The following is a 20,641-nucleotide window of genomic DNA, read 5'->3' as shown; positions in this document are numbered from 1 at the left end:
CTGATTGAATCAGAACCGAAGCTCTAGATTCTTGTTTTGACGCGTTTTCTTCACGCGAACCGGTGTCCACTTCGCTCCAAAACGCTCTAGCTCTCAATCGGCGCTGGCAAGACGCCGCATCGTGAATTCGATCCTGTCGCCGGGCAATTCGCGCCAGCTTTCTACCGCGCTCATATAGGCGGCCTTGGGATACCGGTTGAGGAAGTCGCGCGCCTTCAGCCGCGCCTCGTCGCGCGGCAGGGTAAAGGTCTCGCGCATGAAGCCGTCGCCCCGCTTTCGCCGGGCAGCCATTCGGCTCGCAAGATCACGCGGACGCAAGGCCATGTCGCAATTCCAAACCAGGTGACGACCGGCCAAATATAGGGAGAGCGGAGACCGAATCCGAGTCTCCGCGTCGACGCCGGCGCTTACTGCTGCGCGCTGCCGGTCTTGGTCTTCGGCTTGGCCGGGGTGGCGGCCTTGGGGGCGTCGCTCCGCACGGTACCCCACGGATCGGATGACGTCTTGGCGTCCGGAATCTTCTTCAGCGATTCCCTGTAGGCCTTATCCCTGATCTGGTCCTGCTCGATCTCGTCCGGCGTCTTCGTCGGCCCGTCGCCAAGCAGGTTGATATGGGGGGTCGAAATTTGCGCGTAGGCCGGCGTTGCCAGCAGCGCCGCGACAGCGATGGCGCCCAGAATTCTCATGAGATGCTCCCTTACTACTCCCCTCGGGGTTGGCTTGGCGTATAGCATCGCCCAAGCCGCACCGCAAAGCAGGCCGCAGGTGCGATCCGGCGCCAAAAGTCTGGCAATTTCAAGCCGGCCGCCCTGCTGTTCCCTTCCCCGGAATGCCCTCTAGAATACCATCATCCAGGGAGAGGAACGAGCGCCCCATGCAAGAAGAGGTCACGGAATTCGGCATCGATGATGCGCGACGGGTGCTCGGCGAGGTATTTGCCCCCTGGGTGCTCGATCTCAATCTCTCGATCGAAGGCTTTGATGCTGCGCCGCCGCAGGAGGCCGGTGCCGATTGGCAGCCCGGTGCGGTCTTGCGCATGCCGTTCTCCGAACGGCTGTGCCGTCACGGCGGCGTCGTCTGTGGCCAGGCGCTGATGGCGTTCGCAGATACCTCGATGGTCATCGCCAACCTCGCCGCGAACCGCAGCTGTCGGCCGATGACCACCGTCGACCAGACCACGCATTTCATGCGCGCGGTGAGCGCTGCCGACGTGCTGGCGGACGCGCGCGTCGTCCGCCTCGGCCGCACCATGAGTTTCGGCCGCGTCACGCTGCTCTCGGCCACCGACAACAAGCCGGTGGCGATGGTGTCGAGCGCGTTTGCGATGTTGTGACGGCATTTGGGGCGTAAGAGACGCTACGATCGCAATCTCGCGGTGAGATTTCCGTCATTGCGAGCGCAGCGAAGCAATCCATGTCTCCGCAAGTGGCGCGATGGATTGCTTCGCTGCGCTCGCAATGACGCGGTGTCCATTTCGACGCTTGCGCATGCGGTTCAATGGATTCTCTGATGTGCAATTGCACATCAATGCTCGCGCAAGCTCGGCACGCATTGAATCCAAGCGCATGTCGACTTCGTGCGCGGAGTGAGAAGTCAGATTGTGGATTTCGCTGAACGAGCACGACGCGTGCGGCGCCAGCGCCATGCCGCACCCACAATGATCGCAAGAACGAGCCCCGCTGAAATCGCGCCGCCAAGGAAGCGTCCGCCCGGCCGGTCGATCGTGCGCGACCGCAGCGATGGCGCTTCGCCCTGTCGCGGCAGACGGAAAGCCACCACGCTGTCGCCGATCGTCGTGCCCGCTTCCGAATGGCCGCCGGCGCCGATCACGACATATTGCTCGCCCTTCCAGAGATAGGTCATGGGATTGGCAACGCCTGGCACCGGCAGCCGGCCCTGCCACAACTCCCGGCCAGTCCTGGCATCGAACGCGCGCAAATACGCATCCATCGCGCCGGTGAAGACTATTCCGCTCGCGGTGACCACCACGCCATTCACCAGCGGCGTACCCCAGTGGAAGGCGATACCGAGCGGCGCGCGATCCTCCGTCGTGCCGACCGTTGAACGCCAGAGAATCTTGCCACCCCTCAGGTCGACCGCGACCATCTCGCCCCAGGGCGGCTTGTTGCATGGCAACCCGAGCGGCGAAGTCACCACCGCGCGCGACATCGCGAAAGGCGCGCCCTCCTGCCGGCCGAAATCATGGCCGGGCGGCGGATTGAAGCCAATCGCCTGCTCGCGCGGGATCAACTTTATCAGATGCACGGCGCGGCTGACGTTGGCGTAGAGGATCTGATGGAGCGGATCGAACGCGACGCCGCCCCAGTTCACGCCGCCGCCGGTGAATGGAAATAGCAGCGTGCCTTGCGTCGATGGTGGCGTGTAGAGACCCTCGCTGCGCGCGTTTGCGAATTGCTCCTTGCAGGACCGGCCGAGAAGCGGAAACGGATCGAACGCGTCGTCGACCGAGATCTTCTGCGGCACGAGCGTCGGCACGTGGGTCGGGAACGGCTGCGTCGGCGAAGGCCTCTCGCCGTCCGCCGTGCCTTGCGGCACCGCGCGCTCCTCGACCGGCCACACCGGTCTGCCGGAATTGCGGTCGAGCACGAAGACAAAACCCTGCTTGGTCGGCTGGATCACGACGTCGCGCATGGCTTCACTGACATCGATCCGTACCAGCGTCGGCTGGGCCGGCAGGTCGTAATCCCAGAGATCGTGATGCACGGTCTGGAACGACCACACCAGTTCGCCGGTCTCGATGCGCAGCGCGACGACCGAGTTGGCATGCTCGTTGTTGCCCGGACGCTTGCCGCCCCAGAAATCCGGGCTCGGCGAGGTCGTCGGCAGGAACACCAGGCCACGCGCTTGATCCACCGACATCGGCGCCCAGACATTGGCGTGACCCGCCTCGATGCCGTCATGCCGCAGCGGATCGAAATTCCAGCGCGGCGCTCCGCTGCGCGCATCGAAGGCGCGCACCACGCCGCGCGGCGCGTCGACGCGGCGGTTGTCGCCGATCGCGGAGCCGACCACGATCACGCCGCGGCCGACCACCGGCGGCGAGGTCACCTGAAACTCGCCCGGCCATTCCAGTGTCATGCCGATCTCGAGCCTGACCTCGCCGCCATTGCCGAAACCGGCGCAAGGAATCCCGCTCTTCGCATCGAGCGCGATAAGACGGGCATCGTTGGTGCCCATGAAGATCCGCGATCGGCAGACCGCTCCCGCGGGCGCATTGTCGTCGACCCAATAGGTGACGCCGCGGCAGACATAACGGTTGGCGGGACGCTGGTTGGTGTTGATCGCAGGATCGTAGCGCCACTTTTGCGCGCCGGTCCCGGGATCGAGCGCGATCACCTCGTTGAACGGCGAGCAGAACACCAGGCTGTCCTCGACGAACAGCGGCGTCGCCTGGAATTTCGACCGCCGCATCACCTCCGGCGCGCGGCGGTCGAGATCGCCAGTCCGGAATTCCCAGGCGCGGATCAGGTTGGCGACATTGTCAGGCGTGATCTCTTTGAGCGGCGAGAAGCGCGATCCGCCGGGATCACCGCCCCAATGCTCCCATGCGAGGGCCGGCGTCGCGAGACACAACACGGCAAGCAGGCGGACAAGATGGCGCATGACGTCCCGCTGAAGATGTGGTCATCGACTACTGCATCTTCCCCGGATGAATTACGCCATTACCGGCTCAGTATCCACCCCTGCGGCCGCTCCAGCCATCGCCACCGCGTCCGCCATAGCCACCGTAGCCGCCGGGTCGACCGTAGCCACCGCCGACGCCGATCCCGATTCCGATCGAGACTGGCGGTCCGGCGGGTTCGTAGACGACGCGCGGCGGCGGACGGCGCACGACCACGACGTCCTCTTCCTCGACGACACGGCGCGGCGGCGTGCTGGCGCGCTTGGGCGGCGCCGGCTCGGCACGCTTCCTGGCTGGTGTATCGACCCTTTTGAGCGGCGGCGCGTTGCAGGGACAGGTCAGCGCCGCGTTGGTCGCGGGCACGCTGACGGGCGCTGCGAGTGCCAGCGTCATGTTTTCGGGCGGTTGCGCAGCCGCTCCTCCAGCTTGCGCGCGGTCGCAGTAAGATCGCTGTCGGGATACTGCGCGAGGAATGCGCGATAGCCGGCCGCGGTGTTGATAAGGACGGCATTGTTCCAGGCCACCATGCGGCGATGGCGATCGAGCCAGTCACGCGCCTGCAGCCCGCGCGGCGTCGAAGCATAGAGCGCGGCAAAGGCTTCATAGGCTTCGTCGGTGCCATCGGCGACGATGATCTCATTGGCGGTCTCGACCGGCTTGCCTTGCAAGTCGCCCTTCCATTGCTCGACCGTGCGCCTGGCCGATGCGAGTTTTGGCGCGGCGGCGTTCGTGCCGGCGGGAGCTGCCAGGAAGCGGAAATCCTCGGTCAGCGACGAGCTGTCCCACGGCGTCTGCCGGCCATCCGTCGCCTTGTTCACCGCGACGCGGACGCGCTTGAGGGTCTCCTCGATCGGCGCGGCCTCCTTTGCCGCCGCGAGCAGCGCCGTCGTATAGGGACTGTTGCTGCCGTCGCCGTCTTCGGCTTCCGCACCGGGCGAAGTCGAGAACGACAGGAAGGTGCCGGGCGCGCCGGTCTTGGCGTCGACGACCGCAAGCCCGTGGCCGGCGCTCTTGAGCTCCGGGAACGGGTTGTTGCGGCATGCGTCGAGCAAAAGGATGCGCATCTTGCTCGGCACCGAATTCAGCGTGTTCAGGACATCATTGAGGCGCACCGCCTGGATCGGAATGTCGGCCTCGCGCTTCGGATCGACATCGGTCGGAACGAGGAAGTTCTCGCCATCGACCTGCAGGCCGTGGCCGGCATAGAACACCAGTGCCACCGTATCCGCACCCTTTGCCGCGACCTCGCCGGCGAATTCGCTGACCTTGGTGCGGAATTCATTCTGCGAGAGGTCGGAAGCCGATACCACGTGGAAGCCCGAATCGGTGAGGAGCTGCGTCATCGCCTTGGCGTCATTGGCCGGGTTGGGCAGCACTGGCACCGACTTGTAGGCGGATTGTCCGATCACCAGCGCCAGCCGGTTCTCGGCCAAAGCGGGCGAGGTGCCGAGCAGCACGGCAGCGGAAACAAGCAGTCTGGCGAGCGAGCGGCGCGACATCGAACGACCTCCGGCAATGCGATGGCTTGCCGGATTGGTCGTGAGCTTTGACGGCAAGGTTCAACCTCGCCGGCCGATCGCAGCATGGCTTGCGTATCGAGGGCGATGTGTCGCAGGCCCCCATCAACATCGCAGCGTTGTTCGACGACGGATTGCCGTCAGCTCATTTCGACTTCTTCGCAGCCTCGGTCGGCCGTGCCACGCCCCAGGGATCGTATTTCTCCTTGGGCTCGGGGATGCGTTCGAGCGCAGCCTTGTAAGCCTTCTCGTCGACCTTCGGCTTGCTGTCCTGCTTGCTTCCGGCCGCGTCGCCGCGATGCCGCTTGCCGCCCATCTGGGCATAGGCTGGCATCGCCAACAGCGCCAATACCGCCGCGGCGACCGTTAACTTGCGCATTGTCGTTCTCTCCCTGCCACCCAGTCCCGGTATCTTCATACTGGAAAACGGCAGCATAGCGTGCCGCCGGACCAATTTCAGCAATAGTTGATCGGTAGCGCCCCCCGCGAGGTCACCAATGTTGGTTTGAACAAGGTAAGTACATCGAAATGGGACAGGGCGGCGCTCGCATTACATTGCTGTTAGGTTTGGCGGCTACGCTGGCCGGTTGCGGCTTCGTGGATAGCCGCTCGCCGCTGCCAATGCCGGCGTTCTTGCGCGCCAGGGAGGCCGAGCCGCCGCCGCTTGAAGCACCGCCCGACATCAAGCGGCTGGTCAGCGAAAAACTGGACTCGGTGTTCGTATCGACTTCGCGTCCCGCCAATGTCCGCGTCTCGCAACCGCTGCATGATCCGCGCGGACTGGGATGGACCGCCTGCGTGCGCGCTGAACTGACATCGGTGATGGGCCAGCCCTTGGGCACGCAGACCTATCGCGTCTTTATCAATGAAGGAGGCATCGCCGACCGCCGCCGTGTCGACGGCGACGATACTTGCGCGACGGAGAATTACGAGCCGATCTGATCTCTGTTCCCCGATTGCTGAATTGTTCCACCTTGGTGCGCGCGAAAAGAATGCCCGCCCGCGGGCGGAACCTGTCCGCGAGGCCAGTTCCTTCGGAACGAAACCATCCGCGCAGCTTTGTCAGCCGCGAGGGCAGTAACTATGCGGAGGCGGAACCATGAAGACGTTTGCAATCGCTTTGCTGGCCGGCGTCGGCGCGTTGTCTGTCGGCAGCGCGGCCAAGGCCACCGACATCTACAGCACCACGGAGTACAGCAACCCTGAAGTCGTGCAGCAGGTCCGCATGGTCTGCGACGATGACGGGCGCTGCTATCGCACCCGTGGCGGCAGTCGCGTGATCGTCCGCGATTCCTATAACTACATGCCGCGCGAACGCTACATCGAACGCCGCGAATATCGCGACTATGATGGCGGCCCGCGCGCGGGCGTCGGCATTCGTACGCCCGGCGGGACCGTGGGTATCGGCGTCGGTGACGATCGCTGGTAAGCACTGAACAAGACAAAAGGAGCCGCCGAACGCGTTTCGGCGGCTCCTTCTTGCTGAACAACCCGTTAACATTACCGCTCGAATTGCAGCGCCGAACCAACCGTATTTTGCATTTCTTCCGCTAGTCTTCCGAGCGCGATGACGAGAGGCGACGTCGACAGTCCCTCCATCGCTCACGCACGGGGAAGCGGGGAAAGTGGCCGAGATCGCCGACAAAGCGGTTGTCCATCGCGCATCGATCGACGATGCCATGCCGGCGCATGCGCCGTCGAACGGCAGTCCTGCGCTCGCGCCGCTTGCCGATATTCCGATGGGCCAATGGCGCGCGCTCGCCGAGCACGTCGTCGAGCCGAACGCCTATTACCTGCCTGACTGGGTGTTGGCGGTGAGCGCTTCGGCGCGCGGCCGCACGGGCGCGTTGGCGCTCAGCGCCTTCAGCGATGCTCCGCTCGCCTATGACGGACCGGCGCGGATGATCGGGCTGTTGCCGGTCATCTCGCTGTGGCGCGCCTGTAAGATCCCCCTGCCCGCGCTGATGAGCGCACAACCCTATGGCACGCTGTGCACGCCGCCGCTTGATTGCGACCTCACTGAGGCAGCAGTGGAGCGGTTGATGCAGGAAGCGCGCAAGGCCGGTGCGCATGCGCTGATCCTGCGCGACATGTCGCTGGACGGCAAGGCGATGCGGGCCTTCAACGAGGTGCTGCGGCTCAACGGCATGCGTCCCCGGCTGATGCAGTCATGCCTTCGCGCCTGTCTCGACGCGACGCGCAATGCCGACGAACTGCTGCTCGAAGCACTCGGAGCCAAGAAGCTGAAGGAGATGCGCCGGCTGCGTCATCGCCTCGCCGAGCACGGCGCTATCAGCTTCGAGGTGGCGCGCACGCCGAATGAAGTCGCAGCCGCGCTTGAAACCTTCCTCGCCCTCGAAGCCAGCGGCTGGAAAGGCAAGCGCGGCACCGCGCTCGTCCAGCACGATGGCGATGCCACCTTCATCCGCCGCGCCACCGCGGCGCTTGCCGAAACTGGCCAATGCGAGATCGTGACGCTCCGCGCCGGCGACAGCCCGGTCGCAGCCGCGATCGTGCTGCGGCACCAGGACCGCGCGTTCTATTTCAAGCTCGGCATCGACGAGCGCTTTGCCAAATATTCGCCGGGCGTGCAGTTGACGCTCGATCTGACGCGCCATCTCTGCAGCGATCCGGCGATCCGCTCGGTAGATTCAACCGCAGCGCCCGACCATCCCATGATCAACCCGATCTGGCGCGGGCGCTTTGCCATCGGCGACGTGCTGATCCCGCTGCGGCGATACGATCCGCTGGTGCCAATGATCCACACCGCGCTGACCCTGCACCGTTCCGCGGAAGAGACCGCACGTGGCGTTGTTCGGTTCATCAGAAGCCGAGGCAAGTCCCGCTGAACGCGGTCACGTCATTCGTCGCGCACCTCATTGCAATGGCGAGTGAGGTGCGGGCAGCATGATGGTCGAGTGCATTTCGTCGAGCAGCGGGCCGCCTTTGCGGAGGAATTCCTGCCACGCCGGATCTTTCAGGGCGTTCGCGCGGGCTTCAACGCGGGCGTTGAGGCTGGGATAGGCCCAGATGTGGCAGACTTCGTTCGGCTGACCTGCCTCGGTCTGCCAGAGGCCGACGATTTTGGAGTATTTCTCGCGTGCCGGCAGCGCCTCGGCGAGCGCTTCGAGCCATTGCCTGACGGCGCCGCCTGGCTTGGCGCGATAGTTGCGGAATTCGTAGATGTTGCCCGTCGATGCCGGAGCAACCGGCGGCTTCACCGCGTTGAGCAGGCGGATATCCTGACGCTGGAGTAGTGGACGGATCAGCGGAACATACTCGCCGGTCCAGCGCGGATTTTTGGCAAGTTCGCCGCGCAGCCTGCTCCGCTCGTCAAAATCCTTGTAGCTCCACAGGTGCATGACCTGATTGAGCGGACCGATCTCGGTCATCCAATAGCCTTCGAGCTTACCGTAGTCATCCTTGCGGATGTCGCGCGACACGGTACTCGCTGCCTTGACCATCTCGCCGATGGTCCCAGGCTTCACCGTGTAGGTCCGGAGCTCATAGAGCATGACGTTCTCCCAATTTTCTTTTGATGTTTTTTATCGCCCGTAGCCCGGGTGGAGCGCAGCGTAACCCGGGACTCTCGAAGACACTGATGCAGATGTCCCGGGTTGCGCTGCGCTCCACTCGGGCTACGGCGCTTACTCCGCCGCCTCCGCGTTGATCTCAGCCGATACCTGGCGGATGGCGCGGGCGAGTTGTTCGGCGGGCTGCGCGCCGGAGACTGCGTATTTCTGCGCGAACACGAAGGTCGGCACGCCGGAGATGCCTTTGTCGGACGCCTCCTGCGCCTGCGCCGAGATCAGCGCGACATCTTCATCGGTCGCAAGACGCTTGCGCACGTCGTCGGCGTCGAGCCCGACATCGGCCGCGGCCTGCACCAGCACGTCGATGTCGGTGAGGTCGCCGCCGTCGCGGAAGTAAAGCTCCATCAGCCGCTGCTTCATCTCGGCGGCCTTGCCCTTGGCTTCCGCCCAGTGGATCAGGCGATGGCAATCGATGGTGTTGGGCTGGCGCTTCACGAGATCGGGGCGATAGGTCAGCCCCTCCTCGCCCGCGGCGGTGACGACCCGCCCGGCGATGCCCTTGTAGGCCTCGACCGAGCCGAACTTCGCGGTGAGATATTCGTCGCGGCTGATGCCCTCGCGCGGCACCCAGGCATTGAGGAAGAACGGCCGCCAATGCAGTTCGACCGGCACATCCGGCACCAGCTCGAGCGCATTCTCGATCCGCCGTTTGCCGATATAGCACCAGGGGCAGACGACGTCGGAAACGATGTCGAGGCGAAGCGGCTCCAGGGTGCTCATCGGGCGTTCCTCCGCTGGAAAGATGCAGAGATAAGGCCCGGAGGGAACCGCGACAAGCCGCTATTTCATGGCGTCAGCCATCCGCTTTAGCCGCTCGGCGGTCACATCGTCGGCAGGAAAGAAGGTTTCCAATGCCAGTTCCGACAGCGTGATATCGACCGGCGTGCCGAACACCATTGTGGTGGAGAAGAAGCTCAACACGCCGCCATCGTGGCGCAGCTTGAGCGGGATTGCGACATTGTCCGGCGGTAGCGGTCCCGAACGCGCCGGGATCGGATAGCTCTTCAGGTCCTGATAAAGCTTCAGCAATTCCGGATCGGCCGTCGCCTCGCATTGCCGGTGCAGCCGCTCCAGAAGGTGACCGGTCCATTCGGCAAGATTGACCGTGCGTGCCGCCAGCCCTTCGGGATGAAAGGCAAGCTTGAGGATGTTGAAGGGCTGGCCGAGCAGGCGCTGCGGAATGCCCTCGAGCAGCGGCGCCACCATGCGGTTGGCGGTGACCAGATTCCAGTGCCGGTCATAGGCCAGCGCCGGATTCGGCTCATGCGCCTTCAACACCAGGTCGATCGCCTGCCGCGCCGATTTCAGCGCGGGATCGTCGAGCGAGCGCTGCGGGAAAGCCGGCGCGAAGCCGGCGGCGACCAAGAGCACGTTGCGTTCACGCAAGGGCACCTCCAGCCGTTCGGCCAGCTTCAGCACCATCTCGCGCGACGGCGCAGCACGGCCGGTTTCCACGAAGCTCAAATGGCGCGCCGAAATATCCGCTTCGACCGCGAGATCGAGCTGGCTCAGATGGCGGCGCTGCCGCCATTCGCGCAAGTGATCGCCGACATGAATCGGCCTGCTTGGTTCGGCCCGCGCCGTGGATGCATGTGCGTTCATGGATGGAAAACTACCACGCGGCTTTCGCCCATTCCATTACGTCCGAGGTAATCGAAACCGCTTACGTGCCAGGTAATCGAAAAGGCGCGCGGACCGGATCATCTTCGAGGAGCACGAGGAGATGACCATGAGACCCGACCCGAGCCCCTTCCCGTCCGCCGCCGGCATCGTCACGTGGCTGCTCAATCTGGCGACGTGGCTGATCGCGCGTTCGCTGCAGCTACCGGAACCGCTGGTCTACTCGACCGGCGTCTACGTCGTCGCACAGGTGCAGGCCGCCGAGACCAGGGCAGCGAAGCGGCTTTGTCCGTTGCGTCTCATGCGTCAGTTCCGTCGGCTGTTCCGCTGAACCATCAACCAGGCTGCGCTTTTACCAGCCGGCTCAAAAACAACGGCCGCCGTGAACGCTCGCGGCGGCCGATTTTTTCTCTTGGGTTGGACCGCAGCTCAGGCGCTTGCGGCCCCGCCGCCCCGAAATCGCTCGCCCTTGCCGAGCATCACGCCTTGCGACCCAGCGATGCCGAGTTCGAGGCTGGCGGCGATCCGCTCCGCGCGCTCGATGAAATGCGCCGCTGCCTCCGGCGGACAGATTTCGCGCGCGGCCTGTTCGAACAATTCAAGCCAGCGGTCGAAATGACCGGCGTCGACCGGCAGCGGCAGGTGTTTTGTTATCGGCGTGCCATGATAACGGCCGGTCATCAGCGCGACCGACGACCAGAACGCGCACATCTGCGACAGATGCGGCCCCCAATCCCGGATGCGTGCTTCGAACACCGGCCCAAGCACCGCATCGGCACGAACTTTGTCATAGAAGCCGTGCACGAGGTGCTCGATCATGGCCTCGGTGATGCCGGTCTTGGCGACGATGTCGGCCGTGATCTGCTCGCGCCGCTCTGCCCCTGTCATGCCAGCTCTCCTCAAATAGGTATTCTAAATACCCATTTAGGGCAGTATGGCTGTTTCGCAAAACCGGATTTTTGCGGGGCTCCCATGCGCCTCACTTTGTTTACCGATTTCGCCCTGCGCGCCCTGATGCGGCTCGCGGGCGAACCGACGCGCTCGTTTGCGACCAGCGAGATCGCCGCGGAATTCGGCATTTCGCGCAATCACCTGGCGAAGATCGTGCGGAACCTTGCAGATAGCGGCTTCATCATCACCCAGCGCGGGGCCGGCGGCGGTTTTGCGCTGGCGCGGCCGCCGCAGACGATCACGCTCGGCGAGGTCGTGCGCGCGCTGGAGAACGACCAGGCGCTGGTCGAATGTTTTCGTGAGGATGGCGGCGCCTGCGTGCTGACGCCGCGCTGCCGCCTGAAGGGCAGACTGGCAGCGGCGCGAGAGGCCTTCTTGCACGAACTCGATACGACGACGCTCGCCGAATGCGCCTATCCGGCGCGGCCAAAGGCGGTCAGGCCAATCTAGGCGTGAAGTGGCGCGGCTGAGCTCTTGCGTTTTCCGGCGACGACCTTCTTTCCGGCGGGCTTGGGGCGGCCCGAGCCGTTCAGATACTTGCCGTTGGCCTTGCCGTTCTTCTTTTTCGCCTTTTCTTTGGCCTTCTCTTCTTTGGCCTTCTCTTGGGCCTTGGCCTTTTCTTTGGCGACCTTCTCGGCCTTGCGTTTCGCCTTGCGCTCGGCCTTCTCCTTCAGCCTGAGCCGTTCCGCCCGCGCCTCGGAGCGCTTCTTCTTGCGCTTCTTCTCGCAGGAATCGCACTTGCAGCCGATCGGCTTCAGATAGGCTTTGAAATAATCGGTGCCGTAATCGTAGTTGATTTCCTCGCCCGGCTCGATGTTCTTGACGGCGCGGATATAGATCTTGCGCTTGCGCGGCTTGACGTCGGATTCCGAGTTCGGCCTGCAGGAATGGTTGATATAGCGGGCGACGTTCTCGCGGATCGAGCCGTCGATGGTCCAGCGATTGGTGAGCTCGAACAGATATTTGTTCTCGATCTCGTCCTCTTCCTTCTTCTTGGAATCCAGGAGAGGCCCGAAATAGCGGATGATCCTGCTACCCTTCTTGATCGGCTTGGTGGCAAAAAGGCCGAGTCCGGTGCGGGAACGGCCGACGCGATAGGGTTTATTGGGCGATATCGAGGGCATGGTAATGTTGAATGAACGGACGCTTCGCACAAGCGACGGCTGTGCGGAGCCGCTCTTCTAGGACAATTCAGCGCCGCTGTCAGGTGTTTCGCGCTCGCTATTGAACCTTGCCCACAATGAACGCGTCTGAATGAGGGGCGGGTTCCTCTGAAGGCCTGCATGATGAAGCTTGTCATAAATGCATGCGTATTTGCCATCCTGTTGACCGGCAGTATTGGCCATTCAGGCGCCCAAACAATCAGCAGCAGCTATACGTCGACGGCGCCAAAGGGCTGCCGCACGGTCGGCAAGCCGAGCGAGTCCGGCGGCACGACGGTTCTGATTGAGTCAGAACCGAAGCTCTAGATTCTTGTTTTGACGCGTTTTCTGCGCAGATAAGTCTACGCAATCTGCGTAAACTTGATTGCTATGCGAACCAGTGTCCACCCTCGGATCAAGTCCGAGGGCATGCTTCGCTCGAAAATGCTTTAGTTGGCCGGCGGACGGAAGGCCGAACTGCGCAGCATCGCATCCAGCAGCGTCTCGACCGATGTGCCCTCGGGCAGCCGCTTCAGTATGTTGGAGAGGCGGTCGTCGAGCAGCAGCGTGGTGAAGCCGTGCACCAGCGACCAGGCACGCACGATCGCAGCGGCCTGGTCAAGCGACAGCTTCTTCTCCTCGATATGCTCATGGCGGCTTTCGCCGACCGCACCGGCAAGGCCGGCGAAGGCGGTGCTTGCGGCCTCGTGCAGCGACGGCCTAGACATATCGAGCCGCTCGGTGCGGAACATCAAGCCGTACATGCCCGGATGCGCCTGCGCATAGGCGATATAGGCCTTTGCGCGCGCCAGCCCTTTCTCCGCAATGGTAGCGCCGCCTGCGACGGCGGTGCGCATCGCGTCGTTGAACTGGCGGAAGCCGATGGCGGCGAGCTCGCTGACCAGGCCGGTCAGGTCGCCGAAATGATGCGTCGGCGCGGCGTGCGAAACGCCGGCCTCGCGCGCCACCGCGCGCAACGTCAGCCCCGCCAGCCCGTCGCGCTCGAGCACGCGCTCGGCCGCCGTCAGCAGCGCCTCGTGCAGCGCGCCATGATGATAGGGCGCCTCGCCCGACCGGCGCTGCCGGCGCGCCGGCCTCGCGGCCGCTTGTTTCGCCGCCTTCCGGGCTTTCGGCGGCGACGTCTTCGCCTTGTTTTCTCTCGACAATCTCGTCATGCGAATCCTTATAGGTCGCAATTTTGACACTGTAAAGATTTTGCTTGACGATCAGCGCGACCACCTGTATTTCTATCTTTACGCTGTAAAGATAACATGGAGGGAGTGACGATGCTTGATCAGGCGATCGCTGAGACACCGCGGCCCAACCTGGCGCCGATCCCTTTTGAGGCGGACGCGCCGTTCTTGAAAATATCGGGCGAGTTGCCGCGCGAGCTTAACGGCACGGTCTATCGCAACGGCCCCAATCCGCAATTCGAGTCCCCCGGTGCGCATTGGTTCGTCGGCGACGGCATGCTGCACGCCTTCCATCTCGAGAACGGCCGCGCCAGCTATCGTAATCGCTGGGTCCGCACGCCGAAATGGCAGGCCGAGCATGACGCCGGCCGCGCACTGTTCGGCGGCTTCGGCCGCAAGCTCGCAGATGCACCGCCCGCGACCACCACTGACGGCGGCGTCGCCAACACCAACATCATCTTCCACGCCGGCCGCCTGCTCGCACTCGAAGAAGGCCATCTGCCGACCGAGATCGAGCCCGGCACGTTGAAGCGAACAGGATACTGCGATTATAACGGCGCCATCCAGGGCCCTTTCACCGCACATCCCAAGATCGACCCGAAGACCGGCGAGCTCGTGTTCTTCGGCTATAACGCCGCAGGTCCCCTGACCCCTGCCCTTTCCTTCGGCTCGGTCAATTCGTCCGGCGTGGTCACGCGCTTCGAGCGTTTTGAATCGCCCTATGCCAGCATGGTGCACGACTTCATCGTCACCGAGAACCATCTGCTGTTTCCGATCCTCCCGGTTACCGGCAGCATGGAGCGCGCGATGCGCGGACGCGCGCCTTACGCCTGGGAGCCTGAGAAGGGCGCCTATGTCGGCGTGATGAAGCGCAACGGCTCCGCGCAAGACATCACCTGGTTCCGCGCCGAGAGCTGCTACGTCTTCCACGTGGTGAACGCCTGGGAGGAAGGCAGCCGCATCATCGCCGACGTGATGCAGTTCGAGGAAGCGCCGCTGTTCAACCATCCCGACGGCTCGCCGACGGACCCGAAGAAGAACCGCGCGCGCTATTGCCGCTGGACCTTCGATCTCGCCGGCAATACCGACCGCTTCACGCAGACCTATCTCGACGACCTCACCGGCGAATTCCCGCGCATCGACGATCGCCGCGCCGGCTATGCCTTCGCCCATGGCTGGTACGCCTGCGCCAATCCTGAGCTGCCGATGTTCGGCGCGCTCTCCGGGATCGTGCATGTCGATGGCACGGGCAAGCGCGTTGGCCAGTATCTCCTGCCCGCCGGCGACACCATCTCGGAGCCGGTGTTCGTTGAGCGCGGCAGCGATGCCGCCGAGGGCGACGGCTGGTTGCTCGCGGTGGTCTGGCGTGCCCGGGAGAACCGCAGCGACCTCGCCGTGTTCAACGCGCACGACGTCCAGGCCGGCCCGATCGCATTGGTCCATCTCGGCCACCGCGTGCCCGACGGCTTCCACGGCAATTGGGTTGGCGCGAATTGAGCTCGCGCCACGCTCTGCGTCATTCCGGGGCGCAGCGATGCCCCGGAATCCGGCGGTGATCGGCTCACAACTCCGGCATCGCGCTGATGCGCACCCGGAGCGACGCTCTAAACAGCTGAAAAATCTCGACTTATCCGATCTCGCCGTTATTTTGACACTGTAAAGATTTCGCTTGACGGCTTCCCTCGGCGCCTCTAGCTTATCTTTACATTGTCAAGATCAGCCTGGAGAGGCGGCCATGACGATCTTTCTTATCCTCGCCCCCTATGGTGCCTTCGCTGCCTTGCTGCTGGTGACGTCGGCAACTGCCAGCCTGTTTGCCGCCGCCGCGATTTGCCTGGCGGTCATCGCATTCGACGCGATGCGCGGCCTCTCGATCAAGATCCTCGGCGTCGGCTCGGTGATCACCTTCGCCGCGATCGGCCTCTATGTCGCTTTCGTCGATCAGCACCTCGGCACGGCTTCGGTGAGGTTCGCAGTCGATACGGGCATTTTCCTGGTTTCGCTTGGTTCGATCCTGGCCGGCCGTCCCTTCACGCTGCAATATGCACGCGAAGTGGTTGACGCCAAGACGACGCAGCAACCCGGCTTCCTGCGCGTCAACTACGTCATCACTTGGGCCTGGACCATGGCAGCGGTGCTGATGATGGTCGGCAACATCGCCATCGTCTATATGCCGAGCCTGCCGCTGTGGAGCGGGCTGCTGATTGCGTTCGCCGCGCGCAACAGTGCGGTCTTCTTCACCAAGTGGTATCCGCACTACCGGATGACGAAATACGGCGCGCATACGGTCAGCGCGCTACCCAGTGCGAACTGAGTTCGCAGGGGGAACATCGCGATGAGGGACGTCTTCGCAAGGCTCGCCACCGACTTCTTCTCGACCATCGTGTTCCTGGCGGTGTATTTCGCCACCGACAACGTTCTGCTCGCGACCGGGATCGCGATTGCCGGCGCGATCGCGCAGGTGGTGCATTCCCGCATCAAGGGCGAGACGCTCGGCTTCATGACCTGGGCGAGCCTTGCGCTGGTGATCGTGCTCGGCAGCGCCACCCTGCTCACCAATGATCCGCGCTTCGTCATGGCAAAGCCGTCGATCGCGCATTTCGCGATCGGGGCGATCATGCTCAAGCGCGGCTGGATGCTGCGCTACATGCCGCCGATCGTGGTCCAGACCATTCCTGAGTATGTCACCCTCGCCGGCTACGCCTGGGCGCTACTGATGTTTGCGATCGGCGCCGGCACCATCGCGGTGGCGGCGACCGGCGACATCAAGCTGTGGGCGGCCTATGTGACGGTGGTCGCCGCCGGCTTGAAGATCGCAGCCTTCGCGATCCAATACGTCCTCTTCCGCATCATTGTGACGAGCCGGCTGCGCGCCGCCGCCCGCGCTTAATCACCGCACGCCGGAATAGATCGTTGGGCTTGCGCGGCGAGATAGGATATACCCGCCGCCCAAGCTTCACCATTGAACCTCGGGGAGACAGGCATGGCGGTGGACGGAAACTGGAATCTCACCATGAGCACGCCGATGGGCGATCGGCAGGCGACGCTGTCGCTCAAAAACTCGGGCGGCACGCTCACGGGCACGCAGGGCGCCGAGGGCGATTCGGTTGAGATCTTCGACGGCACGGCCAAGGGCGACGACGTCGCCTGGAAGGTTTCCATCACCAACCCGATGCCGCTCACGCTCGAATTCACCGGCAAGGTGTCGGGCGACAGCATCACCGGCGAAATGGGCATCGGCCCGATGGGCAGCTTCCCGTTCACGGGGACCAGGGCGTAAGCTGGCGCCACTAGAGCATTTTCGGTTCTGATTGTATCAGAACCGAAGCTCTAGATTCTTGTTTTAACGCGTTTTCTTCACGCGAACCGGTGTCCACTTCGCTCGAAAACGCTCTATAGGCGCGGCATTTGCCGCAAATTCGGTCGTCATACGCGGGCTTGACCCGCGTATCTATTTTCTTCGAAAGATGGATGGCCGGGTCAAGCCCGGCCATGACGTGTTGTGAGGCCGTTGCGCAACCTCAGCCCAGATTCAACTCCTTGAAGAAGTCGTTGCCCTTGTCATCGACGATGATGAAGGCCGGAAAATCCACGACCTCGATGCGCCAGATCGCTTCCATGCCGAGCTCGGGATATTCGACCACCTCGACCTTCTTGATGCAGTGCTCGGCGAGGTTCGCCGCGGCGCCCCCGATCGAGCCGAGATAGAAGCCGCCGTGCTTCTTGCAGGCTTCGCGCACCGCCGGCGCGCGGTTGCCTTTCGCCACCATCACCATCGAGCCGCCGGCAGCCTGGAACTGGTCGACGAAGGAATCCATGCGCCCGGCCGTGGTCGGACCGAACGCACCGGACGCATAGCCATCCGGCGTCTTGGCGGGCCCGGCGTAATAGACCGGATGGTTCTTGAAGTAGTCCGGCAGCGGCTCGCCGCGATCCAGCCGCTCACGCAGCTTAGCATGCGCCGCGTCGCGCGCCACGATCATGGTGCCGGTCATCGACACCCGCGTCTTGATCGGATGCTTGGAGAGCGTCGCCAGGATGTCCTTCATCGGCTGGTTGAGATCGATCTTGACGACCTCGCCGCCGAGCGACTGCTCGACCTGCGGCAGATACTGCGCGGGGTTATGCTCGAGCTCCTCCAGATAGACGCCGTCCTTGGTGATCTTGCCGAGCACCTGGCGGTCCGCCGAGCAGGAGACGCCAAGCCCGATCGGCAGCGAGGCGCCATGGCGCGGCAGCCGGATCACGCGCACATCGTGGCAGAAATACTTGCCGCCGAACTGCGCGCCGACGCCCAAGCTTTGCGTCATCTTGTGGATTTCCTGCTCCATCTCCAGATCGCGGAACGCGTTGCCGTCCGGCGAACCATGCGTCGGCAGCGCGTCGAGATAGCGGGCGGAAGCGAGCTTCACCGTCTTCATGCAGAGTTCGGCCGAGGTGCCACCGATCACGATCGCCAGATGATAAGGCGGGCACGCCGCGGTGCCGAGCGTGAGGATCTTCTCCTTCAGGAACGCCAGCAGCCGATCCTTGGTCAGCACCGACGGCGTCGCCTGGAACAGGAAGCTCTTGTTGGCAGAGCCGCCGCCCTTGGCCATGAACATGAACTTGTACGCATTATCGCCCTCGGCGTAGATCTCGCACTGCGCCGGCATGTTGTTGGCGGTGTTCTTCTCCTCATACATCGACAGCGGCGCCACCTGCGAATAGCGCAGGTTGCGGCGCAAGTAAGCGTCTCGCGCGCCTTCCGACAGCGCCGCCTCGTCATCGCCCTCGGTGATGACGTTGCAGCCCTTCTTGCCCATGATGATCGCGGTGCCGGTGTCCTGGCACATTGGCAGCACGCCGCCGGCGGCGATATTGGCGTTCTTCAGGAAGTCGAAGGCCACGAACTTATCGTTGTCGCTGGCTTCCTTGTCGTCAAGGATGCTGCGCAACTGCTTCAGATGCCCCGGACGCAAATAATGGTTGATTTCGCCGAACGCCGCCTCCGACAACGCCCGCAGCGCCTCGCGCGACACCACCAGCATGTCCCTGCCCAGCACCTTCTCGACGCGCACGCCCTCGGCCGTCACCTTCTTGTACGGCGTCGTGTCCTGCCCCAGCGGGAACAACGGCGTGTGCTTATAGGGCGGGACAGGCTTGGACTGGTCGGGGAAAGCGGTGGGAGCGTTCATGGGCATGATCTCAGGTTGGGGCCGGGAACGTCGGCCCGGCATCTAGAGCCGTTCTAAGCATTTTTGCCGCAAAGAGAAAAGAGAACCCGGGAGATAGCGGATCCGCTATTTGTCGGCCCAGACCAGCCGCGCGATGCGGCTACGCGCCTCTTCGTGAGACACGAGCTGCCGGTCAGGATCGGACCTGCGGCGCCGGACCTCCTCGACTTGCTCGTCGGTCAACCGCATCTCGCGCATATGCTTGATGTAGTCGAGCAGTGCAGCCGCGGCTGCGTCCTGTTCGCTGGGCGACAATTGCTCGACCTGCCGCAGTGCCTCCTGGAGGAGCTTTGTCATAGTGACAATGCCAGCACCGTGAGTGCCCAAATCCCCCGGCGGGAAAGAACGAAGACGGGGGCTGTCACTATGAGCCCTTGAGGCTGCTCAACCGGGTGATCTGGACTAAGAATCGCCATTCGCTTCGAGCTCTTCCGGTCGCGCACTCCACGATTGCCAATTGCCCCTACTTCGCGGCGCAAGCAATCCCTTATGCCAACAAGCGTATCAAGCGCGATACCGCCGGCGATCTTCGATTCAGGGCCAAGTTTTATCACGATCAGGATCCGAAACTCGCCGCACCCTCGCGAATCGGCTCAATCGTGATGGTCTCAGCGGTTCATCACAACTACTAATTTACTAGGCCGCGCCTTCTGTGGATAGTGGCTCGATTTTGCTTTGGGGCACATTATGGGTCGAAAAAAAGTCGCATCGGGCGGGGACGCATCGACGAAAAAAGGATCTACCGGAGACGATTCCCAGCGCTTTCTCACGGTCTTCCTCAAGAAGAAAAGAATGGTAAAGGGCGAGTTTTACATCTGCGAGACACTAGAAAAAGCAAAGACGGAAAATCCTCCGGCGACCGATACAAAAGAGGAGAAAAAGCTCGACTCAACCGCTAGGGGGTTCGGCGAACTTCAGGCGCAGATTATTGAACAGATTGGCGTACATCGATCTCTCGATGACATAATGATCATGTTGGATGGAACCAACAACGATCTTCAGTTTCATTTTTCGGTAAGGCCCGCGCTAAAGCGGCACGCCAAACTGGTTCACGAAGACGAGAATCGCCAAGTCTATTCTTTTGATCTCGTTAACGCGCGCGAAGTGATTGCATCCCTCCGAAAAGCCCAATCGGGATTGAAGGGAGTAAGGCAACTTCCGAAGCTGATCTTGATTGGCTTGATCGCGGAGTATGATGTTTTTTTTGCACGATCTCATCCGGACCGGATTGAGCGTCAAGAGCGAGATATTGGGAGCAATCGATCGCAACCTTAGTTTACACGAGCTCGTCAACTTTGGCTCTATCGATGATGCTGCCAACTTCTTAATAGAAAAAGAAATTGACTCGATTCTGCACGACGATCACCGAGATCAGTTGGTCGCAATCAACAAACTGTTCAATATCAAAATTGCGATGGAAGATCCGTGCGTCAAGAATTTCCTAGAAATCTGTGAGCGGAGAAATCTTTTCACCCACAATGCTGGGATTGTGAACGAGAGATACCTCAACAAATGCTCTCAGTTCAAGATCGACACCTCAACGACAAAAGTAGGCGACGAACTGCGTGTCGATCAAAAGTACTTTCAACATGCAATTGCAACGACCCTCGAACTGAGCATCAAGCTGCTTCAGTTTGTTTGGCGAAAATTAGCGCCCGGCGAACGCGAAACCGCCGATCAAGCGCTGAACTGACCTGCCACTGAACTTTCATCCAGCAGCGGTTAGAGTCTCAGGGTTTTGTACGCCAAGTGGCGCGGGTGGAGCA

The 20,641-nt window shown here is 62.7% G+C and carries 26 protein-coding genes and 1 pseudogene; 14 read left to right on the top strand and 13 right to left on the bottom strand.

Annotated features, from left to right (window positions below):
* Positions 1-93: 93 nt before the first annotated feature.
* Positions 94-324 (bottom strand): hypothetical protein, encoded by a 231-nt coding sequence (locus AAFX91_RS24475; protein ID WP_130582301.1) that lies wholly within the window; start codon positions 322-324, stop codon positions 94-96.
* A gap of 83 nt (positions 325-407) precedes the next feature.
* Positions 408-686, bottom strand: coding sequence for a hypothetical protein (locus tag AAFX91_RS24470; RefSeq protein WP_130582300.1), 279 nt, complete (start codon positions 684-686; stop codon positions 408-410).
* Between the two features lie 188 nt (positions 687-874).
* Here AAFX91_RS24470 and AAFX91_RS24465 point away from each other — a divergent pair, with 188 nt between their 5' ends.
* A complete protein-coding gene (locus AAFX91_RS24465; protein ID WP_394568243.1) occupies positions 875-1,333 on the top strand; it encodes a PaaI family thioesterase in 459 nt (152 codons plus the stop codon).
* 260 nt (positions 1,334-1,593) lie between these two features.
* Here the strand turns inward: AAFX91_RS24465 and AAFX91_RS24460 are convergent, their stop codons facing one another.
* The 3 genes and pseudogenes from AAFX91_RS24460 to AAFX91_RS24450 form a co-directional block, all read right to left on the bottom strand.
* Positions 1,594-3,624 (bottom strand): pyrroloquinoline quinone-dependent dehydrogenase, encoded by a 2,031-nt coding sequence (locus tag AAFX91_RS24460; protein ID WP_394568241.1) that lies wholly within the window; start codon positions 3,622-3,624, stop codon positions 1,594-1,596.
* A 67-nt stretch (positions 3,625-3,691) separates the two neighbouring features.
* Positions 3,692-5,142 (bottom strand): annotated as a pseudogene (locus tag AAFX91_RS24455) (caspase domain-containing protein).
* A 163-nt stretch (positions 5,143-5,305) separates the two neighbouring features.
* Positions 5,306-5,539, bottom strand: coding sequence for a hypothetical protein (locus AAFX91_RS24450; protein WP_130582296.1), 234 nt, complete (start codon positions 5,537-5,539; stop codon positions 5,306-5,308).
* Between the two features lie 242 nt (positions 5,540-5,781).
* Here AAFX91_RS24450 and AAFX91_RS24445 point away from each other — a divergent pair, with 242 nt between their 5' ends.
* From AAFX91_RS24445 to AAFX91_RS24435, 3 genes are all read left to right on the top strand, one after another.
* Positions 5,782-6,102: a hypothetical protein gene (locus AAFX91_RS24445; RefSeq protein WP_394568239.1), complete on the top strand. Its 321-nt coding sequence runs from the start codon at positions 5,782-5,784 to the stop codon at positions 6,100-6,102.
* A 157-nt stretch (positions 6,103-6,259) separates the two neighbouring features.
* On the top strand, positions 6,260-6,589 hold the full coding sequence (locus AAFX91_RS24440; RefSeq protein WP_130582294.1) for a hypothetical protein: 330 nt from the start codon (positions 6,260-6,262) through the stop codon (positions 6,587-6,589).
* Between the two features lie 196 nt (positions 6,590-6,785).
* On the top strand, positions 6,786-8,009 hold the full coding sequence (locus AAFX91_RS24435; protein WP_394568237.1) for a GNAT family N-acetyltransferase: 1,224 nt from the start codon (positions 6,786-6,788) through the stop codon (positions 8,007-8,009).
* 27 nt (positions 8,010-8,036) lie between these two features.
* Here AAFX91_RS24435 and AAFX91_RS24430 read toward each other — a convergent pair whose 3' ends face one another.
* The 3 genes from AAFX91_RS24430 to AAFX91_RS24420 all read right to left on the bottom strand — a co-directional run bounded on the left by AAFX91_RS24430 (position 8,037) and on the right by AAFX91_RS24420 (position 10,355).
* The gene (locus AAFX91_RS24430) at positions 8,037-8,675 is read right to left on the bottom strand and encodes an NIPSNAP family protein (RefSeq protein WP_394568236.1); all 639 of its coding nucleotides are present in this window, start codon (positions 8,673-8,675) and stop codon (positions 8,037-8,039) included.
* Between the two features lie 132 nt (positions 8,676-8,807).
* Complete coding sequence (locus AAFX91_RS24425) at positions 8,808-9,473, bottom strand: DsbA family oxidoreductase (RefSeq protein WP_394568234.1); 666 nt, start codon at positions 9,471-9,473, stop codon at positions 8,808-8,810.
* Between the two features lie 60 nt (positions 9,474-9,533).
* A complete protein-coding gene (locus AAFX91_RS24420) occupies positions 9,534-10,355 on the bottom strand; it encodes a helix-turn-helix domain-containing protein (protein ID WP_394568232.1) in 822 nt (273 codons plus the stop codon).
* A 127-nt stretch (positions 10,356-10,482) separates the two neighbouring features.
* On the opposite strand from AAFX91_RS24420, the gene AAFX91_RS24415 reads away from it, so the two are divergent.
* Positions 10,483-10,704 carry a hypothetical protein gene (locus AAFX91_RS24415; RefSeq protein WP_394568230.1) on the top strand — a complete coding sequence of 74 codons (222 nt, stop codon included), beginning with the start codon at positions 10,483-10,485 and terminating at the stop codon, positions 10,702-10,704.
* A 98-nt stretch (positions 10,705-10,802) separates the two neighbouring features.
* Here AAFX91_RS24415 and AAFX91_RS24410 read toward each other — a convergent pair whose 3' ends face one another.
* A complete protein-coding gene (locus tag AAFX91_RS24410) occupies positions 10,803-11,261 on the bottom strand; it encodes a group III truncated hemoglobin (protein WP_394568228.1) in 459 nt (152 codons plus the stop codon).
* A gap of 84 nt (positions 11,262-11,345) precedes the next feature.
* Here AAFX91_RS24410 and AAFX91_RS24405 point away from each other — a divergent pair, with 84 nt between their 5' ends.
* Positions 11,346-11,774 carry an RrF2 family transcriptional regulator gene (locus AAFX91_RS24405; protein WP_394568227.1) on the top strand — a complete coding sequence of 143 codons (429 nt, stop codon included), beginning with the start codon at positions 11,346-11,348 and terminating at the stop codon, positions 11,772-11,774.
* Here AAFX91_RS24405 and AAFX91_RS24400 read toward each other — a convergent pair.
* Positions 11,771-12,448 (bottom strand): SET domain-containing protein, encoded by a 678-nt coding sequence (locus AAFX91_RS24400; RefSeq protein WP_394568225.1) that lies wholly within the window; start codon positions 12,446-12,448, stop codon positions 11,771-11,773. The genes AAFX91_RS24405 and AAFX91_RS24400 overlap by 4 nt on opposite strands.
* 159 nt (positions 12,449-12,607) lie before the next feature.
* Between AAFX91_RS24400 and AAFX91_RS24395 the strand changes: the two genes are divergently transcribed.
* Positions 12,608-12,793 carry a hypothetical protein gene (locus AAFX91_RS24395; RefSeq protein ID WP_130582286.1) on the top strand — a complete coding sequence of 62 codons (186 nt, stop codon included), beginning with the start codon at positions 12,608-12,610 and terminating at the stop codon, positions 12,791-12,793.
* 122 nt (positions 12,794-12,915) lie between these two features.
* Here AAFX91_RS24395 and AAFX91_RS24390 read toward each other — a convergent pair whose 3' ends face one another.
* Positions 12,916-13,641 carry a TetR/AcrR family transcriptional regulator gene (locus tag AAFX91_RS24390; RefSeq protein WP_394568223.1) on the bottom strand — a complete coding sequence of 242 codons (726 nt, stop codon included), beginning with the start codon at positions 13,639-13,641 and terminating at the stop codon, positions 12,916-12,918.
* A gap of 111 nt (positions 13,642-13,752) precedes the next feature.
* Here AAFX91_RS24390 and AAFX91_RS24385 point away from each other — a divergent pair, with 111 nt between their 5' ends.
* The 4 genes from AAFX91_RS24385 (at position 13,753) to AAFX91_RS24370 (ending at position 16,939) form a co-directional block, all read left to right on the top strand.
* The gene (locus AAFX91_RS24385; RefSeq protein ID WP_394568222.1) at positions 13,753-15,156 is read left to right on the top strand and encodes a carotenoid oxygenase family protein; all 1,404 of its coding nucleotides are present in this window, start codon (positions 13,753-13,755) and stop codon (positions 15,154-15,156) included.
* Between the two features lie 238 nt (positions 15,157-15,394).
* Positions 15,395-15,973, top strand: coding sequence for a hypothetical protein (locus AAFX91_RS24380; RefSeq protein ID WP_394568220.1), 579 nt, complete (start codon positions 15,395-15,397; stop codon positions 15,971-15,973).
* Between the two features lie 21 nt (positions 15,974-15,994).
* The gene (locus tag AAFX91_RS24375) at positions 15,995-16,549 is read left to right on the top strand and encodes an inner membrane-spanning protein YciB (protein WP_394568219.1); all 555 of its coding nucleotides are present in this window, start codon (positions 15,995-15,997) and stop codon (positions 16,547-16,549) included.
* 93 nt (positions 16,550-16,642) lie between these two features.
* The gene (locus AAFX91_RS24370; RefSeq protein ID WP_130583765.1) at positions 16,643-16,939 is read left to right on the top strand and encodes a hypothetical protein; all 297 of its coding nucleotides are present in this window, start codon (positions 16,643-16,645) and stop codon (positions 16,937-16,939) included.
* A 241-nt stretch (positions 16,940-17,180) separates the two neighbouring features.
* Here the strand turns inward: AAFX91_RS24370 and AAFX91_RS24365 are convergent, their stop codons facing one another.
* Complete coding sequence (locus tag AAFX91_RS24365; protein WP_394568217.1) at positions 17,181-18,836, bottom strand: fumarate hydratase; 1,656 nt, start codon at positions 18,834-18,836, stop codon at positions 17,181-17,183.
* 105 nt (positions 18,837-18,941) lie between these two features.
* On the bottom strand, positions 18,942-19,172 hold the full coding sequence (locus AAFX91_RS24360) for a hypothetical protein (RefSeq protein WP_394568215.1): 231 nt from the start codon (positions 19,170-19,172) through the stop codon (positions 18,942-18,944).
* Positions 19,173-19,249: 77 nt separating this feature from the next.
* Here AAFX91_RS24360 and AAFX91_RS24355 point away from each other — a divergent pair, with 77 nt between their 5' ends.
* Genes AAFX91_RS24355 through AAFX91_RS24345 form a run of 3 tightly spaced genes read left to right on the top strand, consistent with a single transcriptional unit; the run spans position 19,250 to position 20,568 of the window.
* Complete coding sequence (locus AAFX91_RS24355) at positions 19,250-19,507, top strand: hypothetical protein (protein ID WP_394568214.1); 258 nt, start codon at positions 19,250-19,252, stop codon at positions 19,505-19,507.
* 55 nt (positions 19,508-19,562) lie between these two features.
* On the top strand, positions 19,563-20,150 hold the full coding sequence (locus AAFX91_RS24350) for a hypothetical protein (RefSeq protein ID WP_394568213.1): 588 nt from the start codon (positions 19,563-19,565) through the stop codon (positions 20,148-20,150).
* Entirely contained in the window at positions 20,125-20,568 is a 444-nt protein-coding gene (locus AAFX91_RS24345) for a hypothetical protein (protein ID WP_394568211.1), read from the top strand. Before AAFX91_RS24350 ends, AAFX91_RS24345 begins: the two co-directional genes overlap by 26 nt.
* The last annotated feature ends 73 nt before the right edge of the window (positions 20,569-20,641 follow it).

The organism is Bradyrhizobium sp. 31Argb (assembly GCF_043638955.1).
In the GTDB taxonomy this organism is placed as follows: Bacteria; Pseudomonadota; Alphaproteobacteria; order Rhizobiales; family Xanthobacteraceae; genus Bradyrhizobium.
The sequence above is the reverse complement of the archived record's forward strand: the minus strand, read 5'-3'. Positions and strand labels throughout refer to the sequence as shown.